This is a genomic window from Pseudoalteromonas rubra (genome assembly GCF_005887095.1).
Taxonomy (GTDB): domain Bacteria; phylum Pseudomonadota; class Gammaproteobacteria; order Enterobacterales; family Alteromonadaceae; genus Pseudoalteromonas; species Pseudoalteromonas rubra_E.
In genome coordinates this window covers 1-19,039 of record NZ_PNCI01000055.1, presented here as the reverse complement: position 1 = coordinate 19,039, position 19,039 = coordinate 1, and the positions used below count along the sequence as shown (strand labels likewise).

Sequence of the window (19,039 nt, the reverse complement as noted above, 5' to 3'; positions counted from 1 at the left end):
GATAGTATTTTACCTACAGTGTATGAGTTACTGGAGCAGAAAATCGGCCTGTAGCTCATATGTATGCTGTTTAATAAACTCGATTTTGCAGCGTTTATAAACTTTGGCTGCCATGGTTGCATTGGGCATCTGTTTTAAATAGCGCCAGCGGCAGGCATCTTCCATATACCGTTCCTGATTGATAAAACTACGTTGAATAATGGGCAGCAACTGGGAGTTACCGGTTTCTTTTTGCAGGTTTTCGGTGTCCATCACCAACTTGGTTATCCAGGTTTTCCTTTCGCGCTCAAGCAACTCAATATTACCATCCAGGCACATCAGGTAACGTTTGGCTTTTTCAGGGTGATCTGAATTGAGATGGTCGCACTGTTGCAGAGTTAGCCTGGCTGCCTGGGCAGACACGCTGAGCGTTAACAGGGTAAAAAAGCACAGTGTTTTATTGGTTCTGTTCATAACTAAATTCTATTGTAAACTGAGCGCCGCCCAGCTGGCTGTAATCAATGTCTATGCTTCCATGGTAGGAAGAGACGAGATCAGACACAATGGCCATCCCTACACCATGACCACTTTCGTAGGTGTCGAGTCGTGTCCCTCGTTGTAGCAAGGTCTCTCTGTTTTGTTCGGGTATCCCGGGACCATCGTCACTAATAATAAAACGTACACCTTTGCTTTGATTATATTTCACTTCTATATCGACCTGATAATTACAGGCTTTACAGGCATTGTCGATCAGATTACCTAAAATTTCCATTAGATCGGTCTTATCTCCCAAAAAAGCCGCCTCTTGCGGGCACTCAGAGCTAAAGCTGATTTGCTTATCGTGATAGACCTTGGTCATTGCATTTAGAATGGAACTCACCACAGGTTGTACCTGTGTTTGCTTTTTCCAGGTATCTGAGGCGCCAGATGCAGCCCGTTTTAACTGGTGTTCAATCATGGCGTTAATGCGGTCAAGCTGCTCCTGAGCCTCATCATTTTTTGCCATTGGGCTGGATTTGAGTACGGCAAGAGGGGTCTTAAGCGCATGCGCCAGATCGCTCAGTGAGGCACGGTAACGTTCCTTCTGACGTCTTTGTGAGTCCAGTAGTAAATTGAGGTCCGCTTTAATGGTATTCAACTCAACTGGGTAGAGGCCACTGATCTTATCTATTTCACCGGCTTCAACCGCTTTGATCTCCTTATCCAGCCTTTGCAGTGGACGAGCACTCCAGATAAAACCGAACGCCATTAGTGCAGCTATCATCACGCCCATTACCAGCATCCAGTTCACCAGGGTGTTACGAAATTGCGCCATTTGCGCAACCAACGCTGAATTTCTCTTCAATAATATAAATTTAGCTTGTTGTGAATGACTGGCATTACCGAGAATGACGGTCATACTCAGCTGCCAATAAAGCTCCTGGTTATATTCCACTCGTTCGAATTCAGCAGCCCCTGCTTTACTTTGTGAGATGTCAGGCGTTACGGTTAAATTCATGGCCGACTCGGAATGCCATACCAACGCGTTCTGCTGATATATGAGTGCATAAGTGTCTGAGTTAAGGCGGTTCAACTCAGGAGCCAAAATGCTATTTGGCATTTCCATCGTCACAAAATCAACTTCGGAGATCAGAGAATAGAGGTGGGCTTCCAGTGTTTTTTCTGTGGCGTCAACCAAAGTGGCATAGTAGGCACGGCCGATCGAGAAAAATAACGCGGGAAGGGCAACGATTAAAACAAAGACAAGGATAAATCCTTGCCTTATTTTTAAAGAGATTTGGGCGCGATTTACCACTGGTTTTTAAACCTATAACCTCGCCCTCTGAGGGTTTCAACGGGGTTGAGTGTGCCGTCTGGGTCCAGTTTCTTTCTAAGCCTGAGCACGAAGACTTCAATGACATTCGAGTCCAGATCAAAATCCTGATCGTAAATATGCTCAGTCAGCTCCGATTTTGAGATAACCTTATGTGGGTTGACCATCAGATATTCAAGGACCTTGTACTCATAAGCTGTCAGTGTCAGCTCCCGATCTTCTACCCAAACTTGCTGAGAGCGAGTGTGGATTTTAACCGGGCCAATACAAATCTCAGGATTCGCTTGTCCGGCACTTCTGCGGATCAAGGCGTTACACCGGGCGATCAACTCCTCTGTGTGGAACGGCTTAGTAAGGTAGTCGTCGGCTCCGGCATCCAGTCCTTCGACTTTTTCCTGCCAGCGATCCCGAGCGGTCAAAATTAAAATGGGTAATTTAATGTCTTTTGCTCGCGCCTGTCGAATGAGCTCAATGCCATCGAGCTTAGGTAAGCCCAGATCGACTACCGCCAGATCAAGCGGATATTCAGTTAAGTGAAAAAGACCATTTTCTCCGTCGTGGCACAGGTCCACACTATATTTTTCTTTTTCCAGCGCGGTACGCAGGTTTTCAGCCAGTTGTATATCATCTTCTATTACTAGAATTCGCATTGTTTAGTCCTTCTTCACTTCGCCCGTAACCTGGTGAACTTTTAAATCTATGATCCGACCATCATCTCGCAAAATTCGCACAATATAGTAGTCTCCCTGTTTGGAGATTTTGAGGGTTTTACCCGAATACTGGTCGGTTGCAAGTTTAACAGCTTGTTTTTTGCTTATTGTGTCTTGCTTCTCGGTGGCCTGCGCAGAGTGTATCCCCAGTAAACAACAGATCAACGCTGTAGCAAAACATCTTGGCAACTGCATTTAATAAGCTCCACGGTTAGGGTTGCTTAACATCTTGTGGCACAGGCTAAGAGTGATCGACTTAACCCATGCTGAACTTGTTAAGGCAGTACTTTCTTGTATGGCTTAACCACGCTGTTCGCGTAGACGCCAGCTGCGATGTAGGGATCTTCCGCTGCCCAGGCTTGGGCCTGTGTCAGGGAGTCGAATTCGGCGATGACCAGCGATCCGGTAAATCCAGCTTCACCCGGATCCGGACTGTCAATGGCGGGCAGAGGGCCTGCGGCAAATAAACGTTGTTGTTGTGCAAGCTCGTCCAGTCTTGCCAAGTGCGCAGGGCGCGCAGCCAGACGCTTCTGCAAAGAGTTTTCAACGTCGGTTGAATAGATCATGTAAAGCATAAGGTGCAATGAATTATTGTGTAATTTGGGTCTATCATAGACCGAATCTCCCCTTGGTGTAAATGCTACGGGCGCGTGTGAAGCGTTAAGCAACAAGCTATGTGGCAGCTGTAAAGCCGCCAGGTTTACGCTTCGACACGGCGGATTAGACGTTTATACTTGAAATTCCGTGCGGATGGCTGGTAGAGTCCTTCGACTATTCTTATAAAATAATAATAAGGTTTTTCTTGTGAGCGCAAATCGTGAGCACTTCAGCTCGCGGCTGGGATTCATCCTTGCCGCAGCAGGTTCCGCAGTAGGGATTGGTAACTTGGTTGGGTTTCCCGTGTCTGCAACAAAAAATGGGGGCGGTGCTTTTCTGCTAACTTATGCCCTGTTTGTAGTCTTTATTTGTTTGCCAGTGATGATGGCAGAGATGGCGATGGGTCGAAAAGCGCAAAAAGACCCTTACGGTTCATACAAATCACTGACGCAAGGTGATAAAAAGTGGTCACTTGCGGGGGCGATTGCAGTATTAACGCCGTTTATGATCGCGGTATTTTACATGGTGATCACGGTGTGGATTTTCGGTTACCTGGTACAGACAGTTATGGGTAATCTAGATCTGTTAGCAAACCCTGGTCACTTTGATGCGTTTGTGAATCAGTACTCTATGTTCATCTATATGGTATTTGTTGGCATTATTGTTAACCTGATTCTGATTGGTGGTGTAAAAGAAGGGATTGAGAAAGCGGCTAAATTTATGATGCCAGCCCTTTTCGTACTTCTGCTAGGACTGGTGATGTACGTACTAACACTGGATAATGCGATGGAAGGGGTCCGTTACTACCTGGTGCCTGACTTTTCCAAAATGAATGCCAGCGTGCTCAATGGTGCCTTATCCCAGTCATTCTTCTCACTGTCTCTGGGAATGGGTATTCTAATCACTTATGCGTCGTATATTTCCAAGAAAGATGACATTGTTGGTAGCTCCAAAATGGTTGCGATTACCGACTCTCTGGTTGCATTTATCGCGGGTCTGATGGTGTTGCCTGCTATCTTTAGCTTTAATCCAGATACTGATCCAGCGCAGTTGAGTGATTCATCTGTCTCTATGATTTTTGTCTATCTGCCAAAATTACTACTGGCATTGCAGTCTGACATCGGTTATTTCGGTGCATCTGCTGTGGCTTCGGTGTTTTTCCTGTTGGTGTTCTTTGCAGCTATCACTTCGTTAGTGTCCATCATTGAAGTACCAACTGCGGCGCTGATGGAAGAGAAAGACATCAGCCGTAAGAAAGCACTGGGCCTGCTGGCATTGACTACCGGTGGTCTGACAGTGTTATGTACTATGTCTTTTGGTATGGTGGGTTGGCTGACCGATTTTGTTAATTATGGCGGGGCCAGTCAGAGCATGTTTGCACTGATCTCTGATGTGTTCTACGAGACCATTTTGCCGTTCAATGGTTTGCTGGTGTGTTTGTTCGTTATGTATCGCTGGAAAAAGCATAACCTGTCTGAAGAATTGGCACAGGGTTCACCAAACTATAAGGGGAGTTTAATGGAAAAGTATGTGAACTTTTCCCTGTCCACCTTTATTCCGGTTATCCTGCTGCTGATTTTTGTCAACACAGTCACCACTAAGTTCTTCTCTTTCAGTCTATTTGGTTTCTAATTACCGATACGACAATTGCTCTCGGGCGTCAGCATAACCGCTGCGCCCGGAAGCCCTAAAAAGTAACGCCAGAATCCAGGTAATGACCTAACCCCAGTGTAAACACCCACAGGCCCCAGAGGCTGTGCTCAAGCACGCATACCGCTAATGAGCGACTATGTGCATATGTATAGGCAAACAACAACCCACCTGCAAACGACAGCGCTATTGCAACCCAGTTATCATAGACACAATGAGCCAGGGCGAAGACCGCGGCACTGAGTACAACCCGAGTGGTTTTCTGGGGCAAAATGCGTTTATAACGGTGGAAAAAGTAACTTCTAAACACGAGCTCCTGGGGTAGCACCGATAAAATTGGATAAGCTATCAGGAGTATCAACCAGTCGTCGGTAGAATTGAGTGGCATATCAAACCAGCTTTCCTGGTTGACTAAGCCATAGAACATGGCTGAAAACAAAGCGCCGATAAAAAATGTTGAAAACAACCGCCGTTTAACCGTCGAGAAGGTTCCGAGGCTGGTGAGGCGAAAACGTTTAAAATGAGGGTCGGTTAGCAACAAATATGTACACACAGCCGTGAGTATAATGAGTGCCGGAAATAACCAATTGGCGAGTTGATGGCGAAATGCATAGGCAATAACGGGTAGCAGAAAAAACACCAGGAATAGTTCGCACCAGCGATATTGGTTTGCGTTCAATGTGACCTCTGGGTAAGTCTGAAAGCGTTAGCCTAACTATAGTCAAGGCAACTCAACTCGGGTATGGCAGGGCAAGGAAAACTTTGTTTAATCCGCTCAAGATTGACATTTGTGACAGAAGTCCTTAGCCTGCCTCGCTTTGTTGTATAAAGACGGATTGCATGATGAATAAAAGTGAACTGGTTGCTGCCATGGCGGCACATAGCGAATTGACCAAAAAAGACACTCAGGCGGCACTGGGGAGTCTGTTAAAGCTTATCACCAAACGTCTATCCGAAGGGGATCAGGTTCAGCTCAATGGAATGGGCACTTTTACTTTAAGTTATCATCCGGCTAAACCGGGCAGAAATCCAAGAACCGGCGAGGAGATCATGATTGAAGGGCAAAACAAAGTGCTATTTAAGCCAGCCAAAGCATTCAAGGATGCTCTGGCTGACAAATAACGTGCTAACGCTGGGTCGCGGCTTTCATGTCGCGCACAAACGCACATAGTGCCTGATACATAGCTGGCTTATCATTCAGGTGCTGCTCAATGATTTTGACTACGGCAGAACCAGAGATGGCACCTGCTGCACCAGAGTCCAATGCAGCTTTGACCTGCTCCGGGGTTGAGATCCCAAAACCAAGTAAGGCCGGCGCTGCATGATATTCGGTGAGTTTGGTAATGATCTCATCGGTGGGCATCTGTACCTGACTTTCTGTGCCTGTAACCCCGGCACGAGAAAGCAGGTAAGTATAGCCTCTGCCATAACTGGCACATTCACGCAGTGTATCGTCACTGGCATTGGGCGTTGCAATGAAAATCGGCTCAATACCGGCATCTACTGCAGCTCTGCGAAATAGTTTGGATTCATGCAGTGGCACATCGGCAACCAACACTGAATCGACACCCGCGGCTTTGGCTTGCTGGTAAAAACTCTCCAGACCTCGTGCGAAAATCAAGTTAGAGTACAATAACAACCCGATTGGAATATGGGGATATTGCGCTCTGATGGCACCGATCACCTCAAAACAGTCCTCTGTGTTGATGTTTTGCTCCAGCGCACGAATATTTGCGGCCTGGATCACTGGGCCATCGGCAATGGGGTCTGAAAATGGGATCCCTAATTCCAAAGCGTCAGCGCCGCCTTCAATCAGGCTTTTGATGATCGCCAGGCTAGTTTCCTTGTCGGGGTCGCCGATGGTCACAAACGGCACAAAGGCACCTTGCTGCTTGTCTTTTAGCTGTACAAACATGTCATTGTAACGGCTCATAGCTCACCTCGCGCTTCTAATACCTGATGGACATGGGCTAGGTCTTTGTCGCCGCGGCCGCTTAGATTCACAACAATCACTGTATCCTGCTCCTGTGCTTCTGCATATTTCAGGGCATAAGCCAGGGCATGGCTCGACTCCAGCGCCGGAATGATCCCTTCGTGTTTGGCCAATGACTGGAACGCTGCCAGCGCTTCATCATCGGTAACAGCAACATACTGTGCACGGCCGGTCTCATGCAGGTAGGCATGTTGAGGGCCAACCGCAGGGTAATCCAGACCTGCCGATACAGAGTAAGACTCTTCAATCTGACCATCTGGATTTTGCATAATGTAAGTGTACGCGCCATGCAAAATTCCTTTAGTGCCTTTACACAGTGCAGCACCATGCTCTTCGGTATCCAGGCCTTTCCCGGCGGGTTCGATACCAATCAATTTAACACTTGTCTCGTCAATAAAGTCGGCGAACATACCAATGGCATTTGAGCCGCCGCCGACACAGGCCATTACCACATCTGGTAATTTACCTTCAGCCTCCAGGACCTGTTGTTTTGCTTCTTCACCAATCATTTTCTGGAACTCACGCACCAGCGTTGGGAAAGGGTGGGGACCTGCTGCCGTACCGAGCAGGTAGTGGGCCGTTTTATAATTGGCAGACCAGTCGCGCATGGCTTCATTTACAGCATCTTTAAGCGTACCAGACCCCGCAGTAACCGGAATGACTTCGGCACCCATCAGACGCATACGGAATACGTTCGGTTGCTGACGTTCAACGTCTTTTGCGCCCATGTAAACGCGACATTTCAGACCCAGCAGCGCACAGGCCAGTGCTGTTGCAACACCATGTTGTCCGGCGCCCGTTTCTGCGATGACTTCGGACTTACCCATACGTTTGGTAAGCAGCGCCTGACCAAGTACCTGGTTTGTTTTGTGGGCGCCACCATGCAATAGATCTTCACGCTTGAGGTAAAGTTTCACTTTCGGGTTTTTAACCAGGTTTCTGGTCAACGTGAGTGGGGTCGGGCGACCTGCAAATTCATTCAATAGCTGATAGAACTCCTGCTGAAAAGCCGGATCGTTTTGTGCCTTGTTAAACTCCTGCTCAAGCTGTTTGAGCGCAGGAACCAGCAATTCTGGGACAAACATGCCGCCAAAATCGCCGTAATAGCCTGTATCAATCATTTCCACCTCAGTATTTACGAATTGTGTTAAAAGCTTTGTTCAGTTTATCTGCGCACTTTTTGCCAGGGCTGCTCTCCACGCCAGAATTCAGGTCGAATCCGGCTGCGCCCAGGAAGGTTGCGTGTGTTAAGTTGTCTGCGCTCAGGCCGCCCGCCAGCATAAAATCGCCGGACGTATTGCTTAGCAATTGCCAGTCAAATGTTTGACCTGTACCACCAGTCTGGCCTTTGACTTTGGTGTCGTACAGGTGTTTGTCGACGCCTTGTAAAGGTTCTGGCAGGCAGTCCGTGATCCCCTGTGCTTTCCATATCTGGCAGTTAACGGGCAGCTGTTGACGCAATTGTTCGATATAAGTTTGTGACTCAGTGCCATGCAGCTGTACAGCACTGAGTGTAAGAATACGGACATGTTCAACGACGTGATCAAGCGGCGCGTCAACAAAGACACCCACATAATTCAGCGGTGCGCTGTCTACGACGGCTTTGGCGCAGTCAATGTCCACATAGCGCGGTGACTTGGGATAAAAAATTAACCCACCATACACGGCGCCAGCCTCGTAGGCGGCAATGGCATCCTGACTGCGGGTCAGGCCACAGACTTTGTTTTCTCCGAGGATCAGCTTGCGGCAGGCAGTTTCCAGGTCCTGCTCCGCCATCAGCGAGCTGCCAACCAGGAAGCCGTTGCAGATAGGGGCCAGGCGCTTGACATCGGTATGTGTGTAAATGCCGGATTCGGAGATCACGGTTTTATCGTCAGGGATCAACTTGCGTAAACGCTCGCTGGTAGCCAGGTCGGTACTTAAGTCTCTGAGGTTACGATTGTTGATGCCAATCAGCTGAGCGTCCAGTGTCAGTGCCCGATGTACTTCTTCTTCGTTGCTCACTTCAGTCAGCACGGCCATGTTCAAGCTGTGAGCCAACTCTGCAAGTGCCCGGTAACGCGCATCATCAAGTACGGATAGCATGAGTAAGATGGCGTCACCACCGCTTAAACGGGCGAGATAAACCTGGTACTCATCAATAAAAAAGTCTTTGCAAATGAGTGGCTGAGAAACCTGAGTGCGTACATAGCTAAGGTAGTTAAAACTACCTTGAAAGTACTTTTCGTCGGTCAGTACACTGATACAAGAAGCGTAACGGCCATAGACGCTGGTGATCTCGTCCAGGTCGAAATGCTGACGGATCAAACCTTTCGACGGTGAGGCTTTTTTACACTCCAGGATAAATTGGGTGCCGGGCTGGCTGAGTGCGCCGTAAAAATCACGATCACTTGGCGTTATCTGCTCAATAAAGCTAGCCAGAGGGCGAGCCTGCTTTCTTGCTGCGACTTCGACTTCTTTGTCTGCAACAATTTTTTCCAACACATTAGCCATGACTGACCTCCACAATATCAGCGAGTTTTTCTACGCAGCGTCCCGATGCCAGTACTTGTGCAACCTGGGTGCTGGCTGATTTAAGATCCGATGCTTTGTTTGTCATCACCATCAGGGCGGCCACATTGGCAATGATGGCGGCATTGTGTGCCTCTTTGCCGTTTCCACTCAGGATATCGCGCGTCGCTTTGGCATTAAACTCGGGTGTGTCGCCGGCGATGGCATCGAGCGGGTACTGTTTTAGTCCAAAGTCTTCGGGTGTGAGAGTATATTCTGTCAGCACGCCCTGGTTTAGTTCAGTCACTAATGTTTCGCCGTGTAAGGCAATTTCGTCACATCCTGAACCATGCACCACCATCGCCCGTTGTGTGCCCAGCTTATTCAGCGTTTCGGCCATGGGGCGACACAAATTGGGATCATACACACCCAGCAGCTGTACCTGAGGCTTGGCAGGGTTTGCCAGCGGTCCGAGAATATTGAACAGAGTACGGGTTTTTAATTTAGTGCGTACTGGCATCGCGTGTTTAACACCGGTGTGATAATGCGGCGCAAACAAAAAAGTAAAATTGGTTTGTTGTAAACATCGCGCGCCCGCCTGTGGGTCCATATCCAGATTAATGCCAAGCGTTTTTAACAGATCCGCAGACCCAGACTTACTGGACACACTGCGGTTGCCATGTTTAACCATAGGTATGCCACAGGTCGCAGCCACGATAGCTGCCGTGGTGCTGACATTGATGGTATTGGTGCCATCGCCACCCGTGCCACAGCTGTCGGCGCACAGCAGGCCTTGTGTATCAAATGCGATGGCATGGTCGCGCATCGCTTTTGCCGCCCCAGCGATTTCTTCGGCTGTTTCGCCTTTGATTTTCAGCGCGACCAGAGCAGCAGTGAGTTGTACTTCATCAAGTTGCCCTTGCATAACGGCGCCAAAGAGCTCGGTGGCGGCGGCAAAATCCAGCGACTTTTGTTCTAATAATAAATTTAAACTATCCATGTCTACTCCTGGGAAGTGAGGTAGGCGATGCTTTGCTTTAATAGCTGGGCGCCGCATGGGGTTAAAATTGATTCAGGGTGAAACTGATACCCGATCACCTTATCATTCGGGTGGAAAATCGCCATGGGGATTTCTTCATACTGGGCGATGACCTCAAGGCATTCGGGAACCTGAGTCGCCATCAGTGAGTGGTAGCGCGCTACCGGAAACGATTTTCCCAGTCCGTCAAAAACAGGGTGTGGCGTCACGGAAATATGAGATGACTTGCCGTGCACTGTTTCTCCGGCGTGGCCGATTGTGCCGCCATAGCTTTGCGTTAGTGCCTGCTGGCCCAGGCAGATCCCCAGCATGGGATATTTGCCTTTGCACAGGGCTATCAGCTCAAGCAAACAGCCTGCATCTTTTGGCGCTCCCGGACCCGGAGACAATACCAGGATCACCGGGTCGGTTTCTTGTTCCATCTTTGCAAAAATCGTTTCAGCGTCCAGGTGATTACGATAGACCACCAATTCTGCGCCAAGGAGCGACAGTTCATCCACCAGGTTGTAAGAGAAGGAGTCAAAGTTATCAAGAAAATAAATCTTAGGGATCATGCCTGCTCTCCTACATAAGTCGACTGAATTGCTTTGATCACGGCGCTGGCTTTGGCGCGGGTCTCATCGGCTTCGGCTTGTGGGGTTGAGTCATAGACGACACCAGCTCCGGCCTGCACCAGAGCCTGACCGTCTTTTACAAAGGCTGAGCGGATCACAATACATGAATCCATTGCACCATCGCCTGTCAGGTAACCAACCGCGCCGCCATAGCTGCCACGTCGTTGCTGCTCTGTATGTCTGACCAGCTCAGCTGCTTTGACTTTTGGTGCGCCAACCAAAGTGCCCATGTTCATACTGGCCTGATAGGCGTGCAGTGCATCCAGATCCGGCTTAAGCTGGCCGACTACACGAGAAACCAGGTGCATCACCTGAGAATAGCGGTCAACTTTAAGTAGTTCTTTGGCGTGGCGGGTGCCCGGTATGCTGATCCGCGCCACATCATTACGAGCCAGGTCTACTAACATCAGGTGTTCGGCACGCTCTTTCTGGTCGTCTCTGAGTTCCAGTTCGATACGGCTATCAAGATCCGGGTTAATGCTACCATCGGCAAATTTTCCGCGTGGGCGCGTGCCAGCGATAGGGTAAACTTCAACCTGATTGCTTTTTTCGCAGTATTTTAGTGCTGACTCGGGGGAGGCACCGAATAATACAAAATCCTCATCACGCATGTAGAACATATACGGGCTTGGGTTTTGTTGCTTGAGCGCCATATAGGCCGACAAAGGATTTGCACAGGGCAAAGTAAATGTTCTGGAGGGAACAACCTGAAAGATGTCGCCATCCACGATATGTTGCTTCAGTTTGATAACCTGTTCTTTATACGCTTCATCGCTGATATCAACATTGACGTCGCAGCGGCCTTTGACTGGCTCAGGTGCAAAGGCTTGTAGATCATCGCACTGACGGTTAAGTACTTCCAGCTTACGGCCGACTTCAAAACAGTTGGCGTGAACATCAGGCCCGTTAAACACATTGCCGATAAGCTCTGTGGTTTGCGCCTGATGATCTATGATCAACAAGGTTTCAGCAAGGTAGAATACATAGTCTGGACAGCTGTTGGCGCCATAGGCAACGTCGGGAAGTTGCTCGAAGTTGGCCACCATATCGTAGGCAAATACACCACCCAGAAACAGCGAAAACGGTGTTTCTGAGTTGCACTTTATTTGGTTAATACAGGTTCTGAGCGCACTAAATGCGTTATCGGCCTTGAGTTTCGCGTATTCATCCAGATCCGCCGGTGTATCCCGGTAAGTAATGGACAGCACTGAGTTACCTAGTTCTACATCACAGTTTTCGACTTCCTGTGCCAGATAGGGCAGCAGTTGTTTACCGTTATTTGACAGAGCACGGACTATCACGCTTTTACCCTGGCACTCAAAGCGCAGTGCCGTGTCGACCAGAATAATGCTTTTCACATTATCCTTGGAGTCTATTTCGGCAGACTCCAGTAACAGCGAATTGGGTTTGTCCAGTGCTGCGTACAGAGACAGGGGACTGGCAATATAGTCGCGCCGTAACCGAATACTGGTTACTTCCCCGGGTTGTGTCGTTATATGACTAAAAATCACACCTCATTCCTCGTAATTTTTATAAAATAAGCTAAAAAAAACCCCCGTAAGCGGGTTGCTTGCGGGGGTCTGTTTATTAGATACAACAATGCCGTCCCGCTAATTCAGGCACCACCACCAAGACATAGATACTGTGAGGTTTACTGTATTGTTGCTCATTTTAAAACTCTTGATTAATCGAAAAAAACCTATAAAAAAACCCGCGGGGTTAGCGCGGGTTTATAAAATCTTGCATGCACAACGATTCACCCGCTAATTACGAGTGCCACCACCAAATGTTTAAAGTTGTTTGTGTTTTCATTTGTTAAGTCATCGTTATGTCATTTCAGTGCCAACAGTAAACCGTACTAAGGGATAAAGTGTCAAGGGCAAAGTCGAAAAAATCCACTGCGTACCTAAAAATGGTTATTTTGGCTGACTAATAAGCTGCTATCTCGTTGTTTGGTGTCATGAGATAAACACACCTGACATTAAAGAACATGATATACTAAAACCTGCAAATTTTTATGAGGTTATGAGAGTTTGATCAAATACGACTTACACAGTCACAGTACTTTTTCGGATGGTCGTTTGGCAGTGAGCGCTTTACTTGAACGGGCAACCGAAAGAGGTGTGGACGTACTGGCCATTACGGATCACGACACGGTGGCTGGTCTTGCCCCTGCACGTGCCTATATTGCAGATAAAGCTTTGCCCTTATCTTTGGTTTCAGGCGTAGAAATCTCAACCAAATGGGAGAGTTTCGAAATCCACATCGTTGGTCTGAATATCGATGAAAATGCGGATGGGTTAAACACACTGCTTGCCAGTCAGCAGCAAAAGCGTCGGGAGCGTGCCAAAGAAATTGGTGCGCGGCTTGCTAAGCGTGGCTATGAAGGCATATACGAAGAAGCACAATTGCTGGCCGAAAACGCCGAAATTACCCGCGCTCATTTTGCCAAAGCGCTGGTGGACAGAGGCGTCGCCAAAAACATTCAGGGCGTTTTTAAGAAGTATCTGGGACGTAACAAAATTGGTTATGTCCCCAGCAGCTGGTGCAGCATGGCACAAGCCATTGAGGCGATACACAGTGCCGGCGGTGTAAGCGTACTGGCGCATCCCGGACGCTATCAAATGTCGAATAAGTGGCTCAGAAAGTTACTAGACGAATTCAGTGCAGCCGGTGGAAAAGCAATGGAGGTGGCACAGCCTCAACAAGCACCTTCCGAGCGGCAGTTTTTGGGTCAGTTGAGTCGGGAATACAACTTACTGGCCAGCCAGGGATCTGACTTTCATTATCCAACAAACTGGTTGGATCTTGGAAAAAACCTATACTTACCAAAAGATTGCCAAGGGGTTTGGCAGTTCTGGGGCGCGACAGAGGAGTGACAGCGTGAGCCAATTTTTTCATATTCATCCCGATAATCCACAGGGTCGTCTTATCCGTCAGGCCGTTGATATCATTCAGCAGGGCGGGGTGATCGTCTATCCAACTGATTCGGGCTATGCCATCGGCTGCAGCCTGGGCAATAAACAGGCCAAGGAGCGTATCGAGCGCATTCGTGGCATCGAAAAGCACCATAACTTTACCCTGATGTGCCGGGATTTATCTGAGTTGTCGACGTATGCACGCGTCGATAATCAAATGTTTCGGATGATCAAAAACAATACCCCAGGTCCGTATACCTTTATTCTCAAAGGAACCAAAGAAGTACCGCGACGTTTGCTCAATGAGAAGAAAAAAACCATCGGGATCCGGGTGACTGAGCATCCTATCACGTCTGCACTGCTGGCCGAGTTAGGTGAGCCTTTGATGTCTTGTTCACTGATCTTGCCTGATGAACAATTTACAGAGTCGGATCCGGAAGACATCCGGTTGCGTCTGGAAAAGCACGTTGATCTGATCATTCATGGTGGTTATCTGGTAGAGCAGGCGACCACGGTAATTGATATGTCTGACGACGAGGTGGTGATCCTGCGCCGTGGCTGCGGCGATACGGCCCCGTTTGAATAGTCATGAGTGACCAACCAGCTCAACAGAAGCTGCCACTGGCGTTTTTACACGGAGAGGCCGTACTGGAAAAGCCGGAGGATCTCTATATTCCTCCGGACGCGCTGGAAGTGATACTGGAAACATTTGAAGGTCCGCTTGATCTGCTACTGTATCTGATCAAACGCCATAAATTAGATATTCTTGAACTACCTATTCTGAGCATCACACAGCAATATGTGCAGTATGTAGAGATGATGCAGGATATGCAGCTTGAATTGGCTGGAGAGTATCTGGTGATGGCCGCTTTGCTGGCACAGATAAAGTCTCGTCTGCTATTACCTGTGCATGAAGAGCTGGAAGACGAGGAAGACCCTCGTGCAGAATTGGTCAGAAGACTTCAGGAATATGAACAGTTCAAAAAAGCCGCCGAAAACTTAGACCAGTTACCTCGTGTTGATCGGGAAATTTTTGTCGCTCGTGCTTTGATGGAAGATTCTGAGGAGCCGCAGATGCGCCTGCCGGATATAGAAATGGCAGAGCTGCTGCTGGCGCTCAGTGACGTTATGGCCCGGGCAAAAACCTTTGAGCACCACCAGATCAGTGCTGAGGTGCTATCCACCCGAGAGCGTATGGCAGCAATTCTTCAGTTTTTGTCGGAACAGTCGGAGCCAGTAGAATTCACACGGCTGTTTACTTTGTCTGAAGGGCGTAGCGGCGTAGTGGTGACGTTTATCGCCATGCTGGAGCTTTTAAAGGAGCAGTTAATTAATTGCTTGCAGGTAGCACCTGCTGTTACTCCTGCAAGTGCAATTTATTTGTCATTAAAGCTACAAGAGTGACGCGGGCTCTGTCATAATACGCCGCTTTAGACTAGCCTTATCCTACTTGCATGAAACGTCGTATCAGTGATGAACAATTGGTTGAACTGGTGGAAGCTGCCATATTCGTTGCTGACAAGCCTTTATCACGCAAACAACTGAAAGAGACCGTTTTACTGGACATCAATGTATCGGATAAACGGCTTCGTGATGCACTGGATACCCTGAGTGAACACTATCAGACTAGAGGCGTCAAACTGGTTGAAGTTGGCACCGGTTATCGTTTTCAGGCTTGTGCCAGTTTAAGTCCCTGGCTCAGTAACTTGTGGCAGGAAAAAGCACCCAAGTACTCCCGTGCCACACTTGAAACATTGGCCCTGATAGCTTATCGACAGCCTATTACGCGGGGCGAAATTGAGCAAGTACGTGGCGTGACCGTCAGCTCTAACATCATTAAGAGCTTGCTGGAGCGTCAGTGGATAAAAGTGGTGGGCTATAAAGAGGTGCCGGGCAAACCGGCATTGTATGCAACGACCAGACAATTTTTAGACTACTTTTCGCTTAACGGGCTGGATATGCTCCCGGAGCTGCCGCCACAACAGGGCGAAAAGCTAGATCAGATGTTAGATGATCCTTCTGTGAGAGAACCATCAGAATGAGTGAGAAGTTACAAAAAGTTTTGGCACGCGCAGGCGTTGGCTCGCGTCGTGAAATGGAAAAATACATCGAAAGCAACCGCGTCAGTGTTGATGGCAAGGTGGCTAAACTGGGTGATCGCGTAGAAGAAAACGCCGTGATCCGGGTCGATGGACATATTGTTAAAGTTGAGCAACAGGAAGAGCGGATCTGCCGTGTGTTGATGTACCATAAGCCGGAAGGCGAGCTGTGTACACGTAAGGACCCTGAAGGGCGTCGCACTGTATTTGATCGCCTGCCACGTATTGAAGGCGATCGCTGGATTGCCATAGGTCGTCTGGATATCAACACCTCAGGTCTGCTGTTGTTTACCAATGACGGTGAACTGGCTAATCGTCTGATGCATCCCAAATACGAAGTAGAACGCGAGTACTCAGTTCGGGTGTTTGGAGATGTTACCAACGAGCATCTGCGTAATCTGAAAAAAGGCGTAGAGCTTGAGGACGGCCCGGCAAAATTCCTGAAATTGGTGCCTCGCGGTGGTGAGGGCCTGAACAAGTGGTTTAACGTCACACTAACGGAAGGCCGTAACCGTGAAGTGCGCCGCTTGTGGCAATCACAGGAGCTGGAAGTATCCCGTCTTATTCGCGTGCGTTACGGTAAGCTTGAACTGAGCAAGCGTTTGCCTCAGGGCGGCTGGGAAGAGCTCAAGCTGGAAGATGTAAACTATTTGCGCAAGTCGGTAGGTTTACGCCCCGAAACGCAAACTAAGCTGTCGGTGATGCCTGAAAAGCGCAAAGACAAGCGTGCTAAGATAAACCGTATTCGTAAGGCGGTGAGCAAGCATAATCAACGCCTTAAGCAGAGCAAACGTCGTTAATAAGATTTTGATATTTACTTAAACAACCTATAGCCTACCCAGAGAAATGTCCCTGTCTTGTCAGGCGGGGCCATCCTATTTTAAATCACTCAACAATGACACTCGGTTCAAAGCAAAACAGCCTGGATCCCCTTTAAGCACTTTTCGTTTCATAAGCTTCTGGCAGGTGGTTACTGGATGATACATACTTTGTAGTCATTAAGAGGCCGCACAATCTATCTCTAATAGTATCGACATCGCGTAACCTTATCCTCAATGATACATACTTCGTAGTAATTAAGAGGCTACACAATCCACCTCCAATAGTATCGAGATCGTGTAACTTTATCTTCGATGATTCGTGCTAGTGCAGTTTTTTCTCTTTAGAAAAGAACATAATACAGCCTGAAGCTGGACTCTCTTTCTATACGATTTTATACATTTTTTTGCGTTTTTATTTTTGATTTTTCTGTCTGCGTGAGTTTTTTTTTGTAAAATACTACTCATTGATGGCTGTAGTATTTAATGTGGAAATTATTTACTCATTGATGCCTGTGGTATTTAATTTTTTTAAGAATTTTCTTATTGATGGTTTTAGTGTTTTTTGTAGAAGTATTTACTCATTAAGGGCAGCGGTGATTTATGTTGAAATATTTCTTATTGACTTTGGGGAGGGTGTGTGTACATATAGAGTTGCTACTTGCTTACAAGTGGCAGAAATTTTTTAAACTTAAATGGAGTTATTATTATGAGAATTATTAGTCTTGAAAATCAGGTTCAGAATGCATCCTCTGGTGCTAACCTTGGTGGTGCACCTTGTGGTGCAGTATGGGCCGTTATCTACATGACGCATTAAGTCTTAGTTTATCTTTCACTTAATTAAATATTTAAAAGGAAATATTATGAAAATGATAGCTTTGGAAAACCGTGTACATGATTCTGCTGGTGGAGCAAACATTGGTGGCTTCCCATGTGGAGTGATTGCCGGAGTTATTTACGCACTCAAGTAAATAAATCAACAGGCGAAAGCCTGTTGACTTCTTCTTTATATTGCAAAAAACAAAAATATAAATAAAATATATACGCATTTATATATGAAATTGAATCGTGTAAAAAGGAATATTTAGTCATGTTTTTTTATCATTCATATCGTGAATCTCCCCTATTGAAACTATTGTCAATTGAAGCTGGTGAATCTGAATTTATTTCAGATGAGTTGAAAAGAATTATTGACGCAGGTGAATTGTCTTGGGTTGTTAACAGGTTACTTTCTATTGTCAGTAACGGTGAGTCTATGCACTGCATATCTGTCGATGGCTTTAATATGTCCGCCTCAAACTTGGAACTGAGGCTTGCTCGTAGTTTATTGTCCGCTTGCACTTTAAAAATCATCGAAGGCTCACCGCATCAAAATAGGGATGTGTTCTTTCTTTACCCAAATGATGTCACAATGTTTTTCTATGGCCATGGAGTATGTGAAGCCATTTTATATGAATATGAAGAAATGAATGACTATGAGATATTTGATGTTAACAGGAGGTTGGTTAAGAAGGAAAGGTTAACCTTTAAAAATGGCGATTTAATTAATATAAAAGCAGGTGACTCAGGCCTCCAGATATTGAACGTGAATGATATTTTTATCTTTGAAGTAAGTTCATTTAAGCATCACAATATAGTTCATAACTTTCATGTGGAAACTGGAGCTATGTTATACCCTTCCTCGGCAGATGTTTCTAGTACTAGGCTGACAACAACATTAGAAGTTTTAAAAACTTTAGGAGATAGAGATTCGGTGAAATATATGTCGGATATAGCAAAAAATCATCGGCAACATTTTGTTAGGTGGAAAGCCATTGAGGCTATTGCCTGTCTTGATGAAGAGTATGCTAAAAATATTTTAATTGAATCTTTAAATGACTCGCACCCTGAAGTTAGGGCTGCTGCGAAGAAAACCCTTGAATTTAACGGTGTTGTATAATGGCTGATTTTTACAAAGTTAGAAAGGTTGAATCTATAGAGTTTGATGATTTCATTGAGTGTCTTAATGATATGCAAGGAGGTTTTTTTGATGTTTGCAATATTAATAAAACAATCTCTCTATTATCAAAGCTCTATAATAATAGGGTTTTCCTAGCGTCCTTTTTAAATGATTTCCTTAAGGATATAGCAAGTCAAAAATCTAATTTATATACATTTCAAGTTTTCATGCTGTCAAAGCAAAAGCACTTTGATATCAGAGCGCCTATTTGGATTCCGCCTTCAGGGCAAGAGTCTGACTCAGCTTTTGTGTATGATTTACCACATGATCACAATTTTGACTTGATGACACTTGGGTACTTAGTCATCACTGAAAAACAC

General features: G+C 46.8%; 21 protein-coding genes. 9 read left to right on the top strand and 12 right to left on the bottom strand.

Annotation, left to right across the window (positions count from 1 at the left end; translation table 11 throughout):
• Nucleotides 1–27: 27 nt before the first annotated feature.
• The 5 genes from CWB99_RS19915 to CWB99_RS19895 form a co-directional block, all read right to left on the bottom strand.
• Nucleotides 28–453, bottom strand: coding sequence for a hypothetical protein (locus CWB99_RS19915; RefSeq protein ID WP_138552680.1), 426 nt, complete (start codon nucleotides 451–453; stop codon nucleotides 28–30).
• Nucleotides 437–1,774 (bottom strand): ATP-binding protein, encoded by a 1,338-nt coding sequence (locus CWB99_RS19910; protein ID WP_138552681.1) that lies wholly within the window; start codon nucleotides 1,772–1,774, stop codon nucleotides 437–439. Before CWB99_RS19910 ends, CWB99_RS19915 begins: the two co-directional genes overlap by 17 nt.
• Entirely contained in the window at nucleotides 1,768–2,442 is a 675-nt protein-coding gene (locus CWB99_RS19905; RefSeq protein WP_054013883.1) for a response regulator transcription factor, read from the bottom strand. Before CWB99_RS19905 ends, CWB99_RS19910 begins: the two co-directional genes overlap by 7 nt.
• Before the next feature lie 3 nt (nucleotides 2,443–2,445).
• Entirely contained in the window at nucleotides 2,446–2,697 is a 252-nt protein-coding gene (locus tag CWB99_RS19900; protein WP_138552682.1) for a PepSY domain-containing protein, read from the bottom strand.
• Nucleotides 2,698–2,777: 80 nt separating this feature from the next.
• Nucleotides 2,778–3,077 (bottom strand): YciI family protein, encoded by a 300-nt coding sequence (locus CWB99_RS19895; RefSeq protein ID WP_138543764.1) that lies wholly within the window; start codon nucleotides 3,075–3,077, stop codon nucleotides 2,778–2,780.
• 229 nt (nucleotides 3,078–3,306) lie between these two features.
• On the opposite strand from CWB99_RS19895, the gene CWB99_RS19890 reads away from it, so the two are divergent.
• On the top strand, nucleotides 3,307–4,731 hold the full coding sequence (locus CWB99_RS19890) for a sodium-dependent transporter (RefSeq protein WP_138552683.1): 1,425 nt from the start codon (nucleotides 3,307–3,309) through the stop codon (nucleotides 4,729–4,731).
• Between the two features lie 55 nt (nucleotides 4,732–4,786).
• Here the strand turns inward: CWB99_RS19890 and CWB99_RS19885 are convergent, their stop codons facing one another.
• On the bottom strand, nucleotides 4,787–5,428 hold the full coding sequence (locus CWB99_RS19885) for a CPBP family intramembrane glutamic endopeptidase (RefSeq protein WP_054013879.1): 642 nt from the start codon (nucleotides 5,426–5,428) through the stop codon (nucleotides 4,787–4,789).
• Nucleotides 5,429–5,592: 164 nt separating this feature from the next.
• On the opposite strand from CWB99_RS19885, the gene CWB99_RS19880 reads away from it, so the two are divergent.
• A complete protein-coding gene (locus CWB99_RS19880; protein ID WP_138543859.1) occupies nucleotides 5,593–5,871 on the top strand; it encodes an HU family DNA-binding protein in 279 nt (92 codons plus the stop codon).
• A gap of 4 nt (nucleotides 5,872–5,875) precedes the next feature.
• Here the strand turns inward: CWB99_RS19880 and trpA are convergent, their stop codons facing one another.
• Genes trpA through CWB99_RS19850 form a run of 6 tightly spaced genes read right to left on the bottom strand, consistent with a single transcriptional unit; the run spans nucleotide 5,876 to nucleotide 12,396 of the window.
• Entirely contained in the window at nucleotides 5,876–6,682 is an 807-nt protein-coding gene (gene trpA, locus CWB99_RS19875; protein WP_138552684.1) for a tryptophan synthase subunit alpha, read from the bottom strand.
• Nucleotides 6,679–7,863, bottom strand: coding sequence for a tryptophan synthase subunit beta (trpB, locus tag CWB99_RS19870; protein WP_138552685.1), 1,185 nt, complete (start codon nucleotides 7,861–7,863; stop codon nucleotides 6,679–6,681). Before trpB ends, trpA begins: the two co-directional genes overlap by 4 nt.
• Before the next feature lie 7 nt (nucleotides 7,864–7,870).
• A complete protein-coding gene (gene trpCF, locus CWB99_RS19865) occupies nucleotides 7,871–9,235 on the bottom strand; it encodes a bifunctional indole-3-glycerol-phosphate synthase TrpC/phosphoribosylanthranilate isomerase TrpF (protein WP_138552686.1) in 1,365 nt (454 codons plus the stop codon).
• On the bottom strand, nucleotides 9,228–10,232 hold the full coding sequence (gene trpD, locus CWB99_RS19860; RefSeq protein ID WP_138552687.1) for an anthranilate phosphoribosyltransferase: 1,005 nt from the start codon (nucleotides 10,230–10,232) through the stop codon (nucleotides 9,228–9,230). The genes trpCF and trpD overlap by 8 nt, the downstream gene beginning before the upstream one ends.
• A gap of 2 nt (nucleotides 10,233–10,234) precedes the next feature.
• The gene (locus CWB99_RS19855; protein ID WP_171045407.1) at nucleotides 10,235–10,825 is read right to left on the bottom strand and encodes an aminodeoxychorismate/anthranilate synthase component II; all 591 of its coding nucleotides are present in this window, start codon (nucleotides 10,823–10,825) and stop codon (nucleotides 10,235–10,237) included.
• Entirely contained in the window at nucleotides 10,822–12,396 is a 1,575-nt protein-coding gene (locus CWB99_RS19850) for an anthranilate synthase component 1 (protein WP_138552688.1), read from the bottom strand. Before CWB99_RS19850 ends, CWB99_RS19855 begins: the two co-directional genes overlap by 4 nt.
• A gap of 522 nt (nucleotides 12,397–12,918) precedes the next feature.
• Between CWB99_RS19850 and rnm the strand changes: the two genes are divergently transcribed.
• The 7 genes from rnm to CWB99_RS19815 all read left to right on the top strand — a co-directional run.
• Nucleotides 12,919–13,764: an RNase RNM gene (gene rnm, locus CWB99_RS19845; RefSeq protein ID WP_138552689.1), complete on the top strand. Its 846-nt coding sequence runs from the start codon at nucleotides 12,919–12,921 to the stop codon at nucleotides 13,762–13,764.
• Nucleotides 13,765–13,768: 4 nt separating this feature from the next.
• Complete coding sequence (locus CWB99_RS19840; RefSeq protein ID WP_138552690.1) at nucleotides 13,769–14,389, top strand: L-threonylcarbamoyladenylate synthase; 621 nt, start codon at nucleotides 13,769–13,771, stop codon at nucleotides 14,387–14,389.
• Between the two features lie 2 nt (nucleotides 14,390–14,391).
• Nucleotides 14,392–15,207 (top strand): segregation and condensation protein A, encoded by an 816-nt coding sequence (locus tag CWB99_RS19835; RefSeq protein ID WP_138552691.1) that lies wholly within the window; start codon nucleotides 14,392–14,394, stop codon nucleotides 15,205–15,207.
• Nucleotides 15,208–15,257: 50 nt separating this feature from the next.
• On the top strand, nucleotides 15,258–15,845 hold the full coding sequence (scpB, locus tag CWB99_RS19830) for an SMC-Scp complex subunit ScpB (protein ID WP_054013868.1): 588 nt from the start codon (nucleotides 15,258–15,260) through the stop codon (nucleotides 15,843–15,845).
• Nucleotides 15,842–16,702 (top strand): 23S rRNA pseudouridine(2605) synthase RluB, encoded by an 861-nt coding sequence (gene rluB, locus CWB99_RS19825; protein WP_138543753.1) that lies wholly within the window; start codon nucleotides 15,842–15,844, stop codon nucleotides 16,700–16,702. Before scpB ends, rluB begins: the two co-directional genes overlap by 4 nt.
• 1,108 nt (nucleotides 16,703–17,810) lie before the next feature.
• Complete coding sequence (locus CWB99_RS19820) at nucleotides 17,811–18,659, top strand: HEAT repeat domain-containing protein (protein ID WP_138552692.1); 849 nt, start codon at nucleotides 17,811–17,813, stop codon at nucleotides 18,657–18,659.
• Nucleotides 18,659–19,039, top strand: a 381-nt coding sequence (locus tag CWB99_RS19815) for a hypothetical protein (protein ID WP_212748531.1), incomplete at its 3' end; no start/stop codon positions are given. The genes CWB99_RS19820 and CWB99_RS19815, both read left to right, overlap by 1 nt.